We start from the raw sequence: 15,558 nt of genomic DNA on the forward strand, positions 1-15,558 counted from the left end.
AAGATCGCGGATGGTGTTGTTCCTGGGCGCGAAGACTTCTCTCGTGAACAAGATGCGGTGGGTGTGTTCGAGCCTGATTTGTTTCTCCAGCATTGGGGGGCGGGTTCTTTGCCTGTGACCGGGGTTGCGGTCAAAGGGAAAGGCTAAACGGCCAGAGTCGGGTGATTCCATCACGTCGCGGCCACCCAGCGCTGCCAGAGACGCAAAACGGGGGCGAGGGCAACGAAACCGAGCGCTAGTGTGACCGACACGCTGGAAACGGCGAGAGCATCGACGATGGCTATGCCGGCGAGCAGCGTGCCGACGGCCTGGCCGATGGCGGGGCCGCCTTTGCGCAGCATTTGCGTGGCGTAGGCGATGAGGATGGCACAGGCGGCGAGGATGACGAGCTGCATCGGATAACCGCCCGCTGAGGCAAAACGCATCGCAAAGACGATCCCAGGCGTGTACAGCAGCGCGAGCGCAAGCAGGGACGACGCGGCGGGTAACAGGCCGCTTTTGTGCTCCAAACGTGCGGCGATGGTGATGCCGATGACGTAGCAGCCAAGGGCGACGGCGGCGGGCAGCGCGGCGGCGGGTGCTGCACTGGCGGCCATCAAATAGAGCAGCATGCGGCAGGCACCCATGATGATGACGGAACCGGCCCACTGCTTGTGATAGAGATCGTAGAACACGATGGCAGCAACGAGAATGGCGGTGATGCGGGGATTGGCACCAAACCAGGTGGCCAGTGTCGCACCGACGAGCAGCATGGCGATACCGACGGTCCAGGCGGTGTTCAGACTGATCTGGCCGCTGGGAATGGGGCGCTCGCGACGATGTTCGCGGTCGAACTTCACGTCGGCAGCATCATTCAAGATCATGCCGCCGGTGTAGAGCAGCGAACCGGCGAGGATGAGCCAGCAGAGACGTGCATCGGTGAGTGAACCACCGGCGAGGAGCCAGGCGGCGGTGACGTTGGTCCAAACCGTGGGAAGATTGGAGATGCGGGCGAGTTGGAGCCAGGGAAGCATGGGCTTTGAATCTTTCTCCGCCTCCTACTCTTACTCCTCCTCCCTGAACGAGGATCGGAGACGTGCGAAAGGGAGGAGGAGTAGGAGGAGGAGGATTAGCTGAGCATACTGCGGACGAAAGGCAGCATGCTGGAGTAGAGCGTGCTGCCATGGAAGCGGGAGAGCTGTTCGCTGACGAGTTCAGCGTCGCTGTCCACATCGGCGGGCAGGAGTTCTTCGTGGGTGTGCTGGCCGCAGGTGGCGCAGACGTGGAAGAAAGTGGAATCACAGTCACGGCGCACTTCGCCACGCACGCCCTCGCCTTCGAGCAGGAGGCGTTGCAGGGCCGGGCCGGTGTCTTGCTCGATGAAATCAAGCTGCAGGGAGGTTTGCAGGCGCTGATTGATCCATGCGGCGAGCAGCAGCGCGGTGGTGCGCTGGCCTTTAAGATGAGTGATGTGAATGGTCTGCAGCTTCGCGAGATTTTGCAGCGCGGCGGCGTCCTGAAAGCAACTGGCGAGCGCGGTGCGCATGAAGTGCGAGCGCGTCCACGCGAGGTCGCGCACATCGAAATCAGCGGTTTCAGCGCTCATGGCGGCACGCAAGGCATCGAACTGCTTCGCCGGATCACTCCAGCGGCTGCTGTCGATGATGAGCGTGTCGATGCGCGAGTAGAAGCGCTCTTCGAAATGCTGCGTGAGATCCGCCTGCCACCAGACAACGAGGGGGAGATCGCTGTCGAGATGGGCGAAGACGATGTTTTGCACCTGCGCGGCATCACCGCCTTCGAGGACGAAGCTGATCTGCTCGCTGCACACAGTTTGCTTGCCTTGATACGGACGGCACAGCGCCTGAATCCACGCACGCGCACGCGGCGGCTGTGACTCGGGCAAGGCGAGAATGAGCAATGCGCGGCAGGCGTGTTCAGCGGCGACGTGGTCGAGCAGGTCGTTGTCAGCGGCGAGGAGGCTGCTGTCCTCGGTGTAAATCGCCAAATTGATCAGTGAGGCGCGCGTTTTGGCCTCGTCGCCCTCCCAGAGCTGCTTCAAGGCGCGATCAATGCGCGCGATGGGCGTCTCGAGGCCGAGGCGGCCGAGGTCGGAGTCGTTGAGTGTGGCAGAAGGCATGGTTGGAGTCCTCCCAAATCAAAGCAGCCGCCACTCGCGGCCATCGGCACGGAGCAGATCGTCCGCTTCCTTCGGCCCCCAGCTTCCGGCGGGGTATTCGTGCATCGGTGGTGGCGTGGCGGACTGGTGCCAAGCGTGTTCGATCTCGTCGATGAACTTCCAGGCATTTTCTACTTCATCGCGGCGGGCAAAGAGCGTGGCGTCACCAGCCATCGCGTCGAGCAAAAGACGTTCGTAGGCCTCGGGGCTGGCCTTGCCGAAACTGGAGGAGTAGCGGAAGTCCATCTTCACCTGCTGCACGTTCTGCGCCTGACCGGGCTGTTTGCAGAGGATGCGCAGGGCGATGCCCTCATCCGGCTGAATGCGGATGACGAGGGTGTTTTCGCTGTTCCTGAGCATGTTGCTGGTGGCAAAGGGCACCTGCGGCGGCTTTTTGAAATGCACGCTGATCTCGGTGGCCTTCTTCGGCAGTTGCTTGCCGACGCGAATGTAAAACGGCACGCCCTGCCAGCGCCAGGTGTCGATCATGACTCGCAATGCGACGTACGGCTCAGTCTGAGACTCGGGATTGACGCGATCCTCCTGCCGGTAACCGACACGCGGCACGCCATCGACACTGCCGACGGTGTACTGAGCGCGAATCACATTCTTGCCGACGGCTTCGGGCCCGACGAGCGGACGCAGGGCACGAATGACCTTCACTTTTTCATCGCGCACACTGTCGGCGCTCAAATCGGTCGGCGGTTCCATCGCCACGAGGGTGAGGAGCTGGAAGAGGTGATTTTGAACCATGTCACGCAGCGCTCCGGCGGTGTCGTAGTAGCCGCCGCGACCACCTTCCATGCCGAGATTTTCGGCACAGGTGATCTGCACATGGTCGATGTAGCGGCTGTTCCAGTTCGGCTCGAAGATCGAGTTCGCAAAGCGCAGCACCATGATGTTCTGCGCGGTTTCTTTGCCGAGGTAGTGGTCGATGCGGTAGGTGTCGCGTTCGTGGAAGGTTTCGGCTACGACGGCATTCAAGCCGCGTGCGGTGTCGAGATCTTTGCCGAACGGCTTCTCACAGACGACCCGCGCCCACTTGTCACCGACGGCTTTATTGAGACCGGCTGCACGGATCATCTCCAGGATGGGTTTGAAGGCCTCGGGGGCTGAGGCGAGGTAAAAGAGGCGGTTCGCAGGCGCACCGCGTTCGACATCGAACTGATCCAACAGACGACCGAGTGCCTTGTAGCCTTCGAGGTCTTCAAATTCGCTGCGGTGGTAGTGGATGCACTGCGAGTAGCTCTTCCACAGCTCGTCGTTGTGGCCCTGGCGGCTGTTTTTGCGGTTTCCTTCTTCCAATTCGGCCCGGAAGCCTTCGTCCGTCTTGTCGCGTCGGGCAAAGCCCACGACCTTGAACTGCGGCGGCAGATCGCCACAGGCGGCGATGTTGTAAATGGCAGGGATCAGCTTGCGGTGCGTGAGATCGCCGGTGGCGCCAAAGATGACCACGGTGCAAGGCTCGGCACGATGACGTGAGAGCAGCGTTTCTTGAAAGGGGTTTTCCAGTTCGGGCATGGTAATTAAGCAAGGACCACGCCACCAACGCAGCGCAGAATTGCCAGACTAGCCCGCCCCTCCCTGATGGCAACCCATGATGCTTTCTCCAGCCCGCCGCATGGATGAAATCACTTCATCACCAGCATGAGCGACTCCGATCAATGATCCCGCCAAAAAGCCGCACCTCTATCGGCGAAATTCTTTGCTCCTGAAGGGACTCAAAGGTTTGACAGCGCCTTTCATCCGTTGAGTATCAGCGACCAATGAGCAAACCGGAGCCAGACATTCCGATCCCGGAAGACGTCAAAAAAGAGAAAGGCCTGTGGGAGAAGACCCGCAAGAGCCTGATCGAGCGTCTGAACAACTGGGAGGACCAGAAGACGTGGAACGAGTTTTATCAGACCTACTGGCGGCTTATTTTCAGCGTCGGCACCAAGGCAGGTCTCACTCGCGAAGAAGCTTTTGATGTGGTGCAGGAAACCGTCATCGCCATCGCCCGCCAGGTGCAAAAAGGCCAGTACGACCCGCGTGCAGGCTCATTTAAGGCTTGGCTGCTGCAGATGACGCGCTGGCGCATTCTCGACGTGTTTCGTGCCCGCAAGCGCCAGCCTTCCCTCGCAGATCAAGGCAACGCTGACACCGAGGACACCAGCGGGCAGATCGTGGATCGCCTGTCCCAGGACAAGGACAACCTGCTGGAAAACATCTGGGACCGTGAGTGGCGTGACAACATCACCGCTGCGGCTCTGGAGCGTGTCAAAGCCAAGGTTTCGCCTCGGCAGTTCCAAATTTTCGACTGCTATGTGATGAAGGGCTGGGGCGTGAAGAAGACCTCCGAAGCGCTCGGCATCAATGCGGCGCAGGTTTATTTGGCCAAGCACCGGGTCGGGGCGCTGGTGAAGAAAGAAGTTCAGGGGCTTGAGAATACGATGCTTTAGTGGGAGACTTCTGGGCGCTTGCGGCGGCTGATCAGGCCGATGCACGCTGCTTCCTCCTTCCACGCCAGCTTCATGAGCGATTCCGCCGTCCTGCCAGCAGACCTTGAGTCCCCGTCCCCGTCCGCGATCGCGGACGAGGAGGTCGTTGTGCCGTTGCTGGATGAAGTGGCGGAGGAGATCGAAGCAGCGCCTGAGTCGGATGCCGACGAAGCAGAGCTGCCCGCACCGCCGATTGCACCACCCACCGCGAAGGAGAAGGTGAAAAATCGCGACAGGAACGGCCCGCCCTCGCATCGCGATGACATCGTCATTCCCGACTATACGCTGCTCAAGCGCATCGGCTCCGGTGCGTATGGCGAAGTCTGGCTGGCGCAAAGCGTCACCGGAGCGCTGCGAGCGGTGAAGATCGTCTGGCGCGAGGATTTTGAACTCACACGCACCTTCCACCGCGAGTTTCAGGGCATCCAGCAGTTCGAGCCCATCTCGCGTGGTCATCCCTGCCTCGTCCATATTTTGCACGTCGGCTGGAATGAGCCGCGCGGCTTTTATTATTGCGTGATGGAGCTGGCGGACGACGCCGAGGAAGGCGGGAACATCACCAACACGCAGACCTACGTTCCCCGCACGCTCACCACGGACATGAAGCGCCACGGGCGTCTCGATCCCTTCTTCTGCCGCGATGCCGGCGTGTACATGGCCGACGCCCTGCACTACATGCACAACCACGGCCTCACGCATCGTGACATCAAGCCCTCGAACATCATCTTCGTCGGCGGCGTGTGCAAACTGGCGGACATCGGCCTCGTCGCCGCGTTTGGGGAGCGCACCTTTGTGGGCACCGAAGGCTTCGTGCCGCCTGAAGGCCCCGGCACGGCGCAGGCGGACATTTACAGCCTCGGCAAGGTGCTCTATGAGATGAGTAGCGGCAAAGACCGCATGGAATTCCCCGAGGTGCCGGAAAATCTCTCCGATGAAGAATGGCCCTTCTGGCTGGACCTCAACCGCGTCATCTGCACGGCTTGCGAATGCGATCTCACCCGCCGCTTTGCCACCGCTTCCGATTTCGCCGAGGCGCTGCAGCATGTCGGCGACAAGAAGCCCGAGAGCTTCGTGCGCCGCTTCAGCCGTGCGGCCATTCTCACCACGCTCGCCTCATTCCTCGTCGCTAGCGGCCTCGTGATGGCCAAGCATCAGCGCGAGTGGGCGTATGATATTCCGCTGCCCGTGAAGCCTCAACCGGTGCTCCCCGTGCGTCCGCAGCCGCCCACAACGGGCAAACCCTGGCAGAACCGGCTCAAGCAATGGTTCACCTACAAACAGGATCGCCATGTCGCCGATCTGCCGCTCGATGCCCTGCTCTTCCGCAACTTCCTCGAAGCCACCTATGGCGCTGCGGAATACGAGGTGACCCCCGTTACCCTGCCGGACAAAACCACGCTATATGCCGCCGTGATTCCCAAAGAAGAAGCGGATGCCTTCTGCGCCTGGATGACTGCGGTGGAGCGGCAGTCCGGCCGACTCGATCCCGATCATGAGTATGTTTGGAAGGCCGCGAACATTCCTGTCATGCCCGGTGCTTCCAAACCCAAGCCCGGCCACAGCGCCATCCGCACCGAGATCGTGAGCGTGAAGTTTGGCAGCCTCAACATCGCCAGCACGCCTGCCGGAGCCGAAGTCTTCGAAGGCGAGCGTCTCGTCGGTCGCACGCCGCTCGCGCTGCCCAAAGTGCGCGCTGACGCCTTCAGCTACGAAGTGCGGCTGCCCGGCTACAAGCCCGAGATCGCCAGCGGCAAGCTCAAGGAACAGCAAAGCATCAGCTTCAACCTGCGTTTGAGGGCCACCGGCTCGGTCGTGTTCGGCAAGGCGTGGCAGAACAGCCTCGGCATCAAGTTCGTGCCGCTGGGCAAAGCGATGCTCGCCAGTATCGAAACGCGGCGCAAAGACTTTGCAGAATTCGCCAAGGCCACCAATCAGCCGCCTATCGATGGTCGTGTGTTCGACGTCGGCCCCGATTTTCCCGTGACGATGGTCAATCGTGCCGAGGCCGAGCAGTTCTGCCGCTGGCTCACGGACCGCGAACGCGCGCAGGGCCTGCTTGAGCCTGATCAAGAATACCGCCTGCCCACCGACGACGAATGGAGCATGGCCGCCTATCTCTCGCGTGAACTCGGCGAAACGCCCGCCGAACGCAGCCTGCGCATCGAAGGCATCTATCCCTGGGGCTTTATCTGGCCGCCACCGGCGAAATCGGGCAACTACCTCGACAAAACCGCCGACAGCAGCGGCAAAGAATCTATCGCAGGTTACACCGACGGTGTCGCCGAAGCAGCACCGGTTGGTTCCTTCCGTGCCGATGGCCGTGGCCTGTTCGACCTCTCCGGTAACGTCTGGGAATGGGTCTCCGATTCATGGAGCGCCATGCCAGATCAGGGCGTGTTGCGCGGCGGTGCCTACACCACCGCCGAGCGCCAGGAACTCCTCGCCTCCTTCCGCCGGCAAACTGCCTCCGCCGACCGCCACCCCGACGCCGGCTTCCGCCTCCTGCTCTGGAACATCGGCCAGACCGCACGCGAGGATGAAGATTGAAGCCACGTCTTTTTGGGGAATAAGCAATCTTCCCCACTTCTCCCACGTATCAGCAACCCAACGCCATGAAACTCCGTCTCGCCCTCCTTTCCGCCCTCGCCGCCGCCTTCTGCATCGCCCAGGCCGAGGACAAACCCAAAACTGACACCCCCGCCATGCCCAAGCCCGAAGTTGTGAAGTCCGACGACGAATGGAAGAAACTCCTCTCGCTCGAACAATACGAAGTCACCCGCATGCGCGGCACCGAGCGGCCCAACGGCGCGGCTTACGCTGAATTCGAGAAGCAGGGCGAAGGCACCTACTACTGCGTGTGCTGCGGCGCGGAGCTGTTCACCTCCAAGGAAAAGTTCCACTCCGGCTGCGGCTGGCCTTCGTTCTATGATTCGTCCAAAGCCAAAGGCGTCTTCGAAAAAGTGGACAACAGCCACGGCATGAAGCGCATCGAAACCGTCTGCAAACGCTGCGATGCGCACCTCGGCCACGTCTTTGAAGGCGAAGGCTTCAAAACTCCCACCGATCGCCGCTTCTGCATCAACGGCGTCGCCTTGAAGTTCGTCCCCAAAGGTGGCGAAGCTCCCAAGCTCCTCGATCTCGGCTCAGCCGCTGTGCAGCAAAAGAAAGACGAAGTCGCCAAAGAAGGCGGCGTGGAACCGAAGAAATAAAGTGATGCGGGCACTCTTGCCCGCACCTTCACATCTTCCCCGACTTCGCGAACTCGATGATCTTCCGGTCATCGTCGCCTGCCGCCCAAGTCACTCGCAGAAAGTCGGCGGGATGCAGCTTGTGCTGCTCGAAGAACGCACGATCACCGCCGCAGCCAAACATCGTGTCCGGGTCCATCTCACCCTTCAGTTTCGCCCGCGCCTTCACGATCAAACGCGGCAGCCACGGGATGCCATCCACCGCCGCCGGTTTCGGCGGCAGTTCACTTGGCGGCACGATCTTGCCGCTGCGTTTGCCGTTTTGCACCACACGGAAATAATCCCGCCGCACCGCCGCGACGAGCAGCGCCGTTTCCAGCGTCGGTCCTTCCGCGCCATAGCGGCAGTGATCGTCCACAAAGTCAAAAAACTCCTGCGTCGTGTGGCCAATGCCGTCCAAAAACGATTTATCCGCCGCCGTGAACCAGTTCGCAGCTCGCGTGTCGCCATCGCGATGCAGTTTGGCGCAGCGCTCGAAAAGTTCGCGGAAAGTCGTGTCCCAAGTTTGATCGTTCATCGTCACCGATGCTAGCGGCGGCCACGGCAGCGTCAAACTTTCGCGCGCAACCATTCCACCGCGCCGGTGGTTTACATCGCGCATGACCCTCGCTAGCATGGCGTTCACACTGCCCGCCTACCACATGCCCGAACCGGAACGGATCGCTCCCATTTCCCCACCGCAGGCCGCTGCCGACGGTGTGGAGGAGTCTTCGGATCAGGAAAGCGTCAGACTCATGCTCCGCGTCAAAGAAGGCGACGTGAAAGCCTTTGAACGACTCGTCGAACTGCATCAGAGCGCCATCATCGGCACCTGCGCCCGCATGCTGAACAACATCGACGACGCGCACGACATCGCGCAGCAGGTGTTTATCCGCGTCTGGCGCAGCGCCCCGCGTTATGAGGTCACCGCCAAGTTCACTACCTGGCTCTTCACCATCACCCGCAACCTCGTCTTCAACGAAACCCGCCGCCGCTCCCGCCGCAAAGAGGTCAGCATGGAACAGGAGAACGAAGACGATCCGCCGAAACACTTCGCCGATCACAGCATCCCTGGTGCCGATCACATCACCCAGCAGACCGAGCTTGAGCAGGCGCTCGACAAAGCCATCGCCGCCCTGCCCGAAAAGCAGCGCCTCGCCGTCATCATGCGCCGCCACGAAGAGCGCCCGTATGAAGACATCTGCGCCGCGTTGAAAATGTCCCTCCCTGCCGTGAAGAGCCTCCTCTTCCGCGCCCGCACCGAACTCCGCAAACACCTCGCTGCCTACCTCGGCGAAGACGTGGAGTAGCCAGCACGCTCCGTGTGCGGATCAGAAACGCAAACGCCCTCCAGCAACGCTTCGTATAGCGATACAGGCAGGCTCACCCACACCAAGCTCAACGGGCTTGCGTCACTCAGCCCAAGGGTGCCGAGCCTTGGCGAGTGCTCCCTTGGGTTCACCCCCAGCGATCCTTTTCTCCCAAGGCCGAACACCAACGGTGTTCCGTCCATCTCCGCCGCACCCATATCTCCGCGATAGCGTTCCCCTCATGCCCGCGTACTCTCCGCCCTCGCATGAAATCCATCCTGCTCGCCTTCCTTGCTCCGACGCTGCTCCTCGCCGCGCCCAAGCCGCTCTTCCAATCCAAGCTCCTCACCCCGAGCACGCCCGACCACAGCGTCGAAATCGATGTCTCGCTCGAAGGTGCCAAAGAACTCTTCCTCGTCGTCACCGATGGCGGCAATGGCTTCACCGCCGATTGGGCCGACTGGGCGGAGCCACGATTGATCCTGGCCGATGGGAGCGAGAAAAAGCTCACCGAGGTCGAGTGGAAGTCTGCGCAGACTGGTTTCGGCAGTGTCAGTGTCAATGCCAACGTCGGTGGCAAAGAACTCCGCAGCGCGGGCAAAACCATCCCATATGGCATCGGCACGCATGCGAATAGCGTCATCGCGTTCAACCTCCCTGAAGGCACAAAGCGCTTCAAAGCACGCGGCGCCCTCGATGAAGGTGGCACGCGGCAGGGCAGCACCAGCGTCACCTTCGCCGTTTACACCGAGAATCCCGGCCCCATCCAGGTCAATAATGTCAATGAGGTCGCCCACGAGTCCGAATCCGCCACCGAGCAGCTCGATGTGCATCCCGAACTCACCGTGCAGCTCTTTGCCAGCGAGCCGATGATGCTTTCGCCCGCCAGCATCGACATCGACCACCGGGGCCGTGTCTGGATTTGCGAGGTCGTCAATTACCGCAAGCACAACGGCGAACGCGCCGAGGGCGACCGCATCCTCATCCTGGAAGACACCGATGGCGATGCCAAGGCCGACAAATCCACCGTCTTCCACCAGGGCCGCGATGTGGACAGTGCCCACGGCATCTGCGTGCTCGGCAACAAAGCGCTTATCTCCTGCGGCGACGACGTTTTCTGGCTCATCGACGACAACGGCGACGACAAAGCCGACCGCAAAGAGCTCATGTTCACGAAGATCGGCGGTGCCCAGCACGACCACGGCATCCACGCCTTCCACTTCGGCCCCGATGGCCGCCTCTACTTCAATTTCGGCAACGCCGGCAAACAGCTCTGCGATGCCAAAGGCAATCTCATCACCGACATCCACGGCATCAAATGCACCAACCAAAACAACCGCCCCTACCAGCAGGGCATGGTCTTCCGTTGCGAGCTCGACGGCAGCAACGTCGAGGTGCTCGCCTGGAACTTCCGCAACAACTGGGAAGTCGCCGTCGATAGCTTCGGCACCCTGTGGCAGTCCGACAACGACGACGACGGCAACAAAGGCGTGCGCATCAATTACGTCATGGAGTTCGGCAACTACGGCTACTCCGACGAAATGACCGGCGCAGGCTGGCAGACGCCGCGCATCGGTTGGGAAAGCGAAATCCCGCTGCGTCACTGGCATCAAAACGACCCCGGCGTCATCCCCAACATGCTCCAAACCGGCGCAGGCAGCCCCACCGGCATGCAAGTCTATGAAGGCGACCTCCTCCCCAGCATCTTCCACGGCCAGCCCCTCCATTGCGACGCCGGCCCGAATGTCGTCCGCGGCTACATCACCCAACCCGACGGCGCTGGCTACAAAGCCGAGATCGTGAACATTCTCGAAGGCACGAAGAACCGCTGGTTCCGCCCCAGCGATGTCGCCGTCGCCCCCGATGGCTCTTTAATCGTCGCCGACTGGTATGACCCCGGCGTCGGCGGGCATGGGATGGGCGATGTGACGCGCGGGCGTTTGTTCCGCGTGACGACGAAGGCCGCTCTCAAATATCAAATCCCCAATTTCAAATTGGACTCGCCAGAGTCCGCCGTGGCCGCGTTGAAATCGCCGAACGAAGCGCAGCGCTACCTCGCCTGGAAGAAGCTCGAAGAAATCGGCTCCGAAGCCGAGCCTGAACTGCACCAACTCTTCGACGACAAGAAAGCACTCCCGCAACATCGCGCCCGTGCTTTGTGGCTGCTCGCCGATCATGAGTGGGAGCGCATCAATCCAGGTGCCGACAAACCGAACCCGCACGACCTGACTCTGCCCCACTGCCTGACGGAGGCCCTCACCGACACCGATCCCAACATCCGCATCACCGCCATCCGCGTCGCTCGTCGCCTCGTGCAGCAGGCGCATCCTGAGATGCTGCGTGAGGTAATCGCGAAGGTTGTTGCCGACAAATCACCCGCCGTGCGCCGCGAAGCGTCGATTGCGTTGAGGTTTGATGGTAGTGAGGAGGCATCTCGCCAGGTCTACTATTTGAACTGCGACACGGATCGCTGGGCAATCGAAGCGCATGGCATAGCAAGCGATCTTTTTTCTGCGAAACGCGCACAGATGATTCCAGTCTGCACTCCTCGCCCTCCAGTCTTTAGCGCGCGTCGGACATGGAGAACGGGAACAGTAGAACACTTGAGCTCGGTCTTGAAGTATTGGTGCGAGGGATTCGAAGACCTTGCAGCTTACCGGGAGGAAATTTCGGGCAAATCGGCGTCTGATTATTCTCACGTGCCTCTAACCTCACTGAGCTTTCTTCGAGCACTCCAAATTCGCTCCTATACATCACCTCAGGAAGTCAAAGCAGCAGTTTTGCCCATCTTTTCGTATGGAGATACCGAAACCGCTCTCGCCGCCACCGCGTTGCTCGACCGCAACGCCATCTCCTCCAATCCCGAGGCCAAGGCGCGGCTGGATTCGCTCCTGAAGCCCGTCATCGGCAAACCGGAGTTCATCGACCTCGTGCAGCGGCTCAATTTGACCGGGTTCGAGCAGGAACTCGTCGATTACATCACCGCGCATCCCGACGCGGGCGAATCCATCAACGCCGCGCGCATTCTCGCGGCGAACGTCGGCAAGACCGTGGCCTTTCTCACGAAGGCGGATGCTGCCTCGGCGAAAAAACTCGTCGCCGCACTCGGCAAGGTCAGCGACCGGCCCAGCGTGGCCGTGTTGAACCAGGCCTTCTGGCCGGAGAAGCGCGATGACGTGCGCCGCAGCATCGTCGAGGCCCTCGCGCTCAGCAGCGAAGGCGGCCGATCCATCCTGAAGTGGAACAGCGAAAAAAAGCTGCCCGACATCGTCAAGACCACCGCCGCGCTCGCCCTCAGCCGCAGCACCGATGCTGGCCTGCGCAATCAAGCCGCCAAGGAACTCCCGCTGCCCGCCGCGCTCGGTGCCGAGAAATTCCCGCCACTGGCCGACCTCATGAAGCTCAAAGGCGATGCCGCGAAAGGGCAGGGGATGTTCCTCCAGGCCGGTTGCGTGGCCTGCCATCAGGTCAAAGGCCAGTTCATCAACTTCGGTCCCGATTTGACTCAGATCGGCAACAAGCTCAGCAAAGACGGTCTGTTCACCGCCATCCTCTACCCCAGCGCCGCCATCGAACACAGCTTCAACGGCCTCACCATCACCACGAAGGAGAAACAAACCATCATCGGCTACATCATCAGTGATACCGCCGATGAACTGACCCTCAAGATCGCCGGTGGTGCCGCGCAGCCCGTCAAGAAGTCAAGCATCGTCAAGCAGGAGGAGATGACTCAATCATTGATGCCCCCCGGCCTTGCCGCCGCCATCGGCCCGCAAGGCCTCGCCGATCTCGTGGCGTGGCTCATGACGCTCAAGTGATGGAGCGCGAGTATGGCTTTAGCCTACTCGCCACTTGTCAGCCCCAGCGCCAACGTATCGCCCAAAAAACAGGCGAGTAGGCTTCGCCATACTCGCGCTCCGCAACATCCGCGCCTCCTCGTCGTTTCAGCACCACCATGCGCTTCATCCTTCCCCTCCTCCTCGCATTCTCGCTCCCAGCCTTCGCCCAAAAGGCCGTCAAAACAAAGCCCACGATCAAACTGACCGACGCCACAGTCACGACGAAGGACATCGTCTATAAAACCACGCCGCAGGGCGAACTGAAGCTCCACGTCTTCTCCCCCGCTGGCGAAGTTCAAATCGCCGCACTGCGTCCCTGCGTCGTGTTCTTCTTCGGCGGCGGTTGGAAGGCCGGTTCCTACCTGCAATTCGTCCCGCAGGCCGAATACCTCGCCAGCCGCGGCATCATCGCCATCAGCGCCGATTACCGCATCCGCAGCATCCACCAAACCACGCCCGACAAGTGCGTGGAAGACGCCAAGAGCGCCATCCGCTGGGTGCGCGGCCATGCCACCGAGCTGGGAATCGATCCAGACAAAGTCATCGCCGCCGGTGGTTCTGCCGGTGGTCATCTCGCCGCCTGCACCGCGCTCGTCTCCGCCTACGATGCCGATTCAGACGACAAAGCCATCTCCGCCAAACCGAACGCCATGGTGCTCTTCAATCCCGCCATGAACATCGCCACGCTCTTCAAACAACGCGAAACTGGCGACAGCCCGATCACGCTCGAAGTGGCCGAGGCGATCACGCCGAACAACTTTGTCGCCAAGGACACGCCACCGGCCATCATCTTCTTCGGCGCCGCAGACAAGCTCAAGGCCGGCGGCGATGAATACGTGAAGAAAGCCACCGCACTCGGCGTGCGTGCGGAAATGTGGACTGCCGCCGACATGCCGCACGGCTTCTTCAATCGTGAGCCATGGATTCAAGTGACGGCGAAGAAGATGGACGACTTCCTCATCTCGCTCGGCTATCTCGGCGGTGAACCGTTGATCAAGCTGCCGGAGAATGCGCCTGAGTTGAAGCGAGACAACTGACAACGCGATTTGCTGCGGCCCCTCACCCGGCCTCTCCCAGAAGAATGGTTCTCTGGCGATGCCAGTCTGTGGCGGGGAGAGGAGGTTCGCGTTTGCAGGCTCGAAAACGATCTCCCTCTCCCCGCCGAGGATTTCTTTTCATCTGCCGCATCTTCGGGGAGAGGGCCGGGGTGAGGGGCGTTTGGTAGATTGCCGAATCGCCTCATTTGCCCACCTTCAGACACATGCTCACCGACACCTCCCGCGCCGCCGATTTTCCCAGTCTCCACGGCATCCACTACCTCAACACCGCCGCCGAGAGCATCCCGCCGGTCTGCGTGAATGAGGCTGTGGCCGAATACATGCAGCACAAGTCACTGGGCATGCGTGGCCGCGATTTTCACTTCCCACGTGTCGAGGAATGCCGCGAGATCACCGCGAAACATCTCGGACTCGCCACGGACGAAGTTTCCTTCTGCTCCTGCAGTTCAGAAGCCTACAACCTGCTCGCCAACGCGCTGCAACTCACGCCGAAGGACGAAGTCGTCGTCACCGATCTCGATTTCCCCGCCGGGGCCACGCCCTGGCTCACTGCGCCGGAAGCTGCGCGACCTTTGACTAGGCTGTGGAAAAATCGCGACGGTGCCATGAACCTCGTCGAACTCGCCCAGTTGCTCAACGAACGCACCGCGCTCGTGCAGATCAGCCTCGTGAGCTTCTACAACGGCCACCGCATCGCCTTTGCACGTCTGCGGGACATGGTGCATCTGCTCGCACCGCAGGCGCTCATCGCCGTCGATGTCACGCAGGCGCTCGGACGCGTCGTGCTCGACTGTCAGGACGCGGACATCGTCATTTCCAGCACGCACAAATGGACGCTCGGCATCCACGGCGGCGGCATCATCGGCATTCCGAAGAAATCCGCTGCGCGTCTCACCACGAAGGCCGGCGGCTGGTATCATCTCGCGAATGCGTTCGACACCGACCGCTTCGAAAGCGCCCGCATCAAGCCTGGCGCGCTCAGTTTCTCCGTCGGCATGCCGAGTTTCGCCGCGCTCTATGCCTTGAACGCCGCGCTGCGTTATCTTGATCAAATTGGCGTCACCAGCATCGCCGCGCATGCCGATCCGCTGGTCGCGCGTGTGCATGCAGGCTTGCGCGATCTGCACATCACGCCGCTGGCTCCTGCACAGCCGGAATGCTCCAGCGGCATCGTCGCCTTCAAACACGAAAACACGACGGCGATCAACGAGGCCCTGCTCGCCCAAAACATTCACGTCATGCACCAGGTCGGCCGCATCCGCATCGCCGTGCATGGTTACAACACGGCGGAAGACATCGAGAAGCTGCTGGCAACGCTTCGCAGCGCGCTCGGAGGATAGGCCTCCGGCCTGTCACCGGATCGAGGCGTCCCGCCTTTGATCCCGAGACAAGGCTGGTTGCGAAGCCGCGAAGCGAACCCTCTGTCCGTTGTCAGGCAGCATGCCTGACCTCCGGGCTTCATTATTTCTTCTGCGGCGGCGGAGCG

11 protein-coding genes are annotated in these 15,558 nt (G+C 61.2%); 7 read left to right on the top strand and 4 right to left on the bottom strand.

Annotated features, from left to right (window positions below; translation table 11 throughout):
• Window positions 1–170: 170 nt before the first annotated feature.
• From ACKVY0_RS11285 to zwf, 3 genes are all read right to left on the bottom strand, one after another.
• Window positions 171–1,013: a UbiA family prenyltransferase gene (locus tag ACKVY0_RS11285; protein ID WP_409214920.1), complete on the bottom strand. Its 843-nt coding sequence runs from the start codon at window positions 1,011–1,013 to the stop codon at window positions 171–173.
• A 95-nt stretch (window positions 1,014–1,108) separates the two neighbouring features.
• On the bottom strand, window positions 1,109–2,119 hold the full coding sequence (locus tag ACKVY0_RS11290; RefSeq protein WP_409214921.1) for a glucose-6-phosphate dehydrogenase assembly protein OpcA: 1,011 nt from the start codon (window positions 2,117–2,119) through the stop codon (window positions 1,109–1,111).
• Window positions 2,120–2,137: 18 nt separating this feature from the next.
• A complete protein-coding gene (gene zwf / locus ACKVY0_RS11295; RefSeq protein WP_409214922.1) occupies window positions 2,138–3,679 on the bottom strand; it encodes a glucose-6-phosphate dehydrogenase in 1,542 nt (513 codons plus the stop codon).
• Between the two features lie 245 nt (window positions 3,680–3,924).
• On the opposite strand from zwf, the gene ACKVY0_RS11300 reads away from it, so the two are divergent.
• The 3 genes from ACKVY0_RS11300 to msrB all read left to right on the top strand — a co-directional run bounded on the left by ACKVY0_RS11300 (window position 3,925) and on the right by msrB (window position 7,847).
• A complete protein-coding gene (locus ACKVY0_RS11300) occupies window positions 3,925–4,599 on the top strand; it encodes an RNA polymerase sigma factor (protein WP_409214923.1) in 675 nt (224 codons plus the stop codon).
• Window positions 4,600–4,671: 72 nt separating this feature from the next.
• Window positions 4,672–7,185: a protein kinase domain-containing protein gene (locus ACKVY0_RS11305; protein WP_409214924.1), complete on the top strand. Its 2,514-nt coding sequence runs from the start codon at window positions 4,672–4,674 to the stop codon at window positions 7,183–7,185.
• Between the two features lie 65 nt (window positions 7,186–7,250).
• Window positions 7,251–7,847 (top strand): peptide-methionine (R)-S-oxide reductase MsrB, encoded by a 597-nt coding sequence (msrB, locus tag ACKVY0_RS11310; RefSeq protein WP_409214925.1) that lies wholly within the window; start codon window positions 7,251–7,253, stop codon window positions 7,845–7,847.
• 28 nt (window positions 7,848–7,875) lie between these two features.
• Here the strand turns inward: msrB and ACKVY0_RS11315 are convergent, their stop codons facing one another.
• Window positions 7,876–8,403, bottom strand: a complete 528-nt coding sequence (locus tag ACKVY0_RS11315; RefSeq protein ID WP_409214926.1) for a hypothetical protein — start codon at window positions 8,401–8,403, stop codon at window positions 7,876–7,878.
• An 82-nt stretch (window positions 8,404–8,485) separates the two neighbouring features.
• On the opposite strand from ACKVY0_RS11315, the gene ACKVY0_RS11320 reads away from it, so the two are divergent.
• The 4 genes from ACKVY0_RS11320 to ACKVY0_RS11335 all read left to right on the top strand — a co-directional run bounded on the left by ACKVY0_RS11320 (window position 8,486) and on the right by ACKVY0_RS11335 (window position 15,412).
• On the top strand, window positions 8,486–9,175 hold the full coding sequence (locus ACKVY0_RS11320) for an RNA polymerase sigma factor (RefSeq protein ID WP_409214927.1): 690 nt from the start codon (window positions 8,486–8,488) through the stop codon (window positions 9,173–9,175).
• Between the two features lie 266 nt (window positions 9,176–9,441).
• Window positions 9,442–12,993, top strand: coding sequence for a PVC-type heme-binding CxxCH protein (locus ACKVY0_RS11325; protein ID WP_409214928.1), 3,552 nt, complete (start codon window positions 9,442–9,444; stop codon window positions 12,991–12,993).
• A 137-nt stretch (window positions 12,994–13,130) separates the two neighbouring features.
• A complete protein-coding gene (locus ACKVY0_RS11330; RefSeq protein WP_409214929.1) occupies window positions 13,131–14,051 on the top strand; it encodes an alpha/beta hydrolase in 921 nt (306 codons plus the stop codon).
• 224 nt (window positions 14,052–14,275) lie between these two features.
• A complete protein-coding gene (locus ACKVY0_RS11335) occupies window positions 14,276–15,412 on the top strand; it encodes an aminotransferase class V-fold PLP-dependent enzyme (protein ID WP_409214930.1) in 1,137 nt (378 codons plus the stop codon).
• Window positions 15,413–15,558 lie beyond the last annotated feature (146 nt).

The organism is Prosthecobacter sp. (genome assembly GCF_046154365.1).
Classification (GTDB): domain Bacteria; phylum Verrucomicrobiota; class Verrucomicrobiia; order Verrucomicrobiales; family Verrucomicrobiaceae; genus Prosthecobacter.

Coding starts and splice junctions, on each gene's coding strand:
- ACKVY0_RS11335 (WP_409214930.1), top strand. CDS start 14,276: ATGCTCACCGACACCTCCCGCGCCGCCGATTTTCCCAGTCTCCACGGC.
- ACKVY0_RS11290 (WP_409214921.1), bottom strand. CDS start 2,119: ATGCCTTCTGCCACACTCAACGACTCCGACCTCGGCCGCCTCGGCCTC.
- ACKVY0_RS11325 (WP_409214928.1), top strand. CDS start 9,442: ATGAAATCCATCCTGCTCGCCTTCCTTGCTCCGACGCTGCTCCTCGCC.
- ACKVY0_RS11300 (WP_409214923.1), top strand. CDS start 3,925: ATGAGCAAACCGGAGCCAGACATTCCGATCCCGGAAGACGTCAAAAAA.
- ACKVY0_RS11320 (WP_409214927.1), top strand. CDS start 8,486: ATGACCCTCGCTAGCATGGCGTTCACACTGCCCGCCTACCACATGCCC.
- ACKVY0_RS11330 (WP_409214929.1), top strand. CDS start 13,131: ATGCGCTTCATCCTTCCCCTCCTCCTCGCATTCTCGCTCCCAGCCTTC.
- msrB (WP_409214925.1), top strand. CDS start 7,251: ATGAAACTCCGTCTCGCCCTCCTTTCCGCCCTCGCCGCCGCCTTCTGC.
- zwf (WP_409214922.1), bottom strand. CDS start 3,679: ATGCCCGAACTGGAAAACCCCTTTCAAGAAACGCTGCTCTCACGTCAT.
- ACKVY0_RS11285 (WP_409214920.1), bottom strand. CDS start 1,013: ATGCTTCCCTGGCTCCAACTCGCCCGCATCTCCAATCTTCCCACGGTT.
- ACKVY0_RS11305 (WP_409214924.1), top strand. CDS start 4,672: ATGAGCGATTCCGCCGTCCTGCCAGCAGACCTTGAGTCCCCGTCCCCG.
- ACKVY0_RS11315 (WP_409214926.1), bottom strand. CDS start 8,403: ATGAACGATCAAACTTGGGACACGACTTTCCGCGAACTTTTCGAGCGC.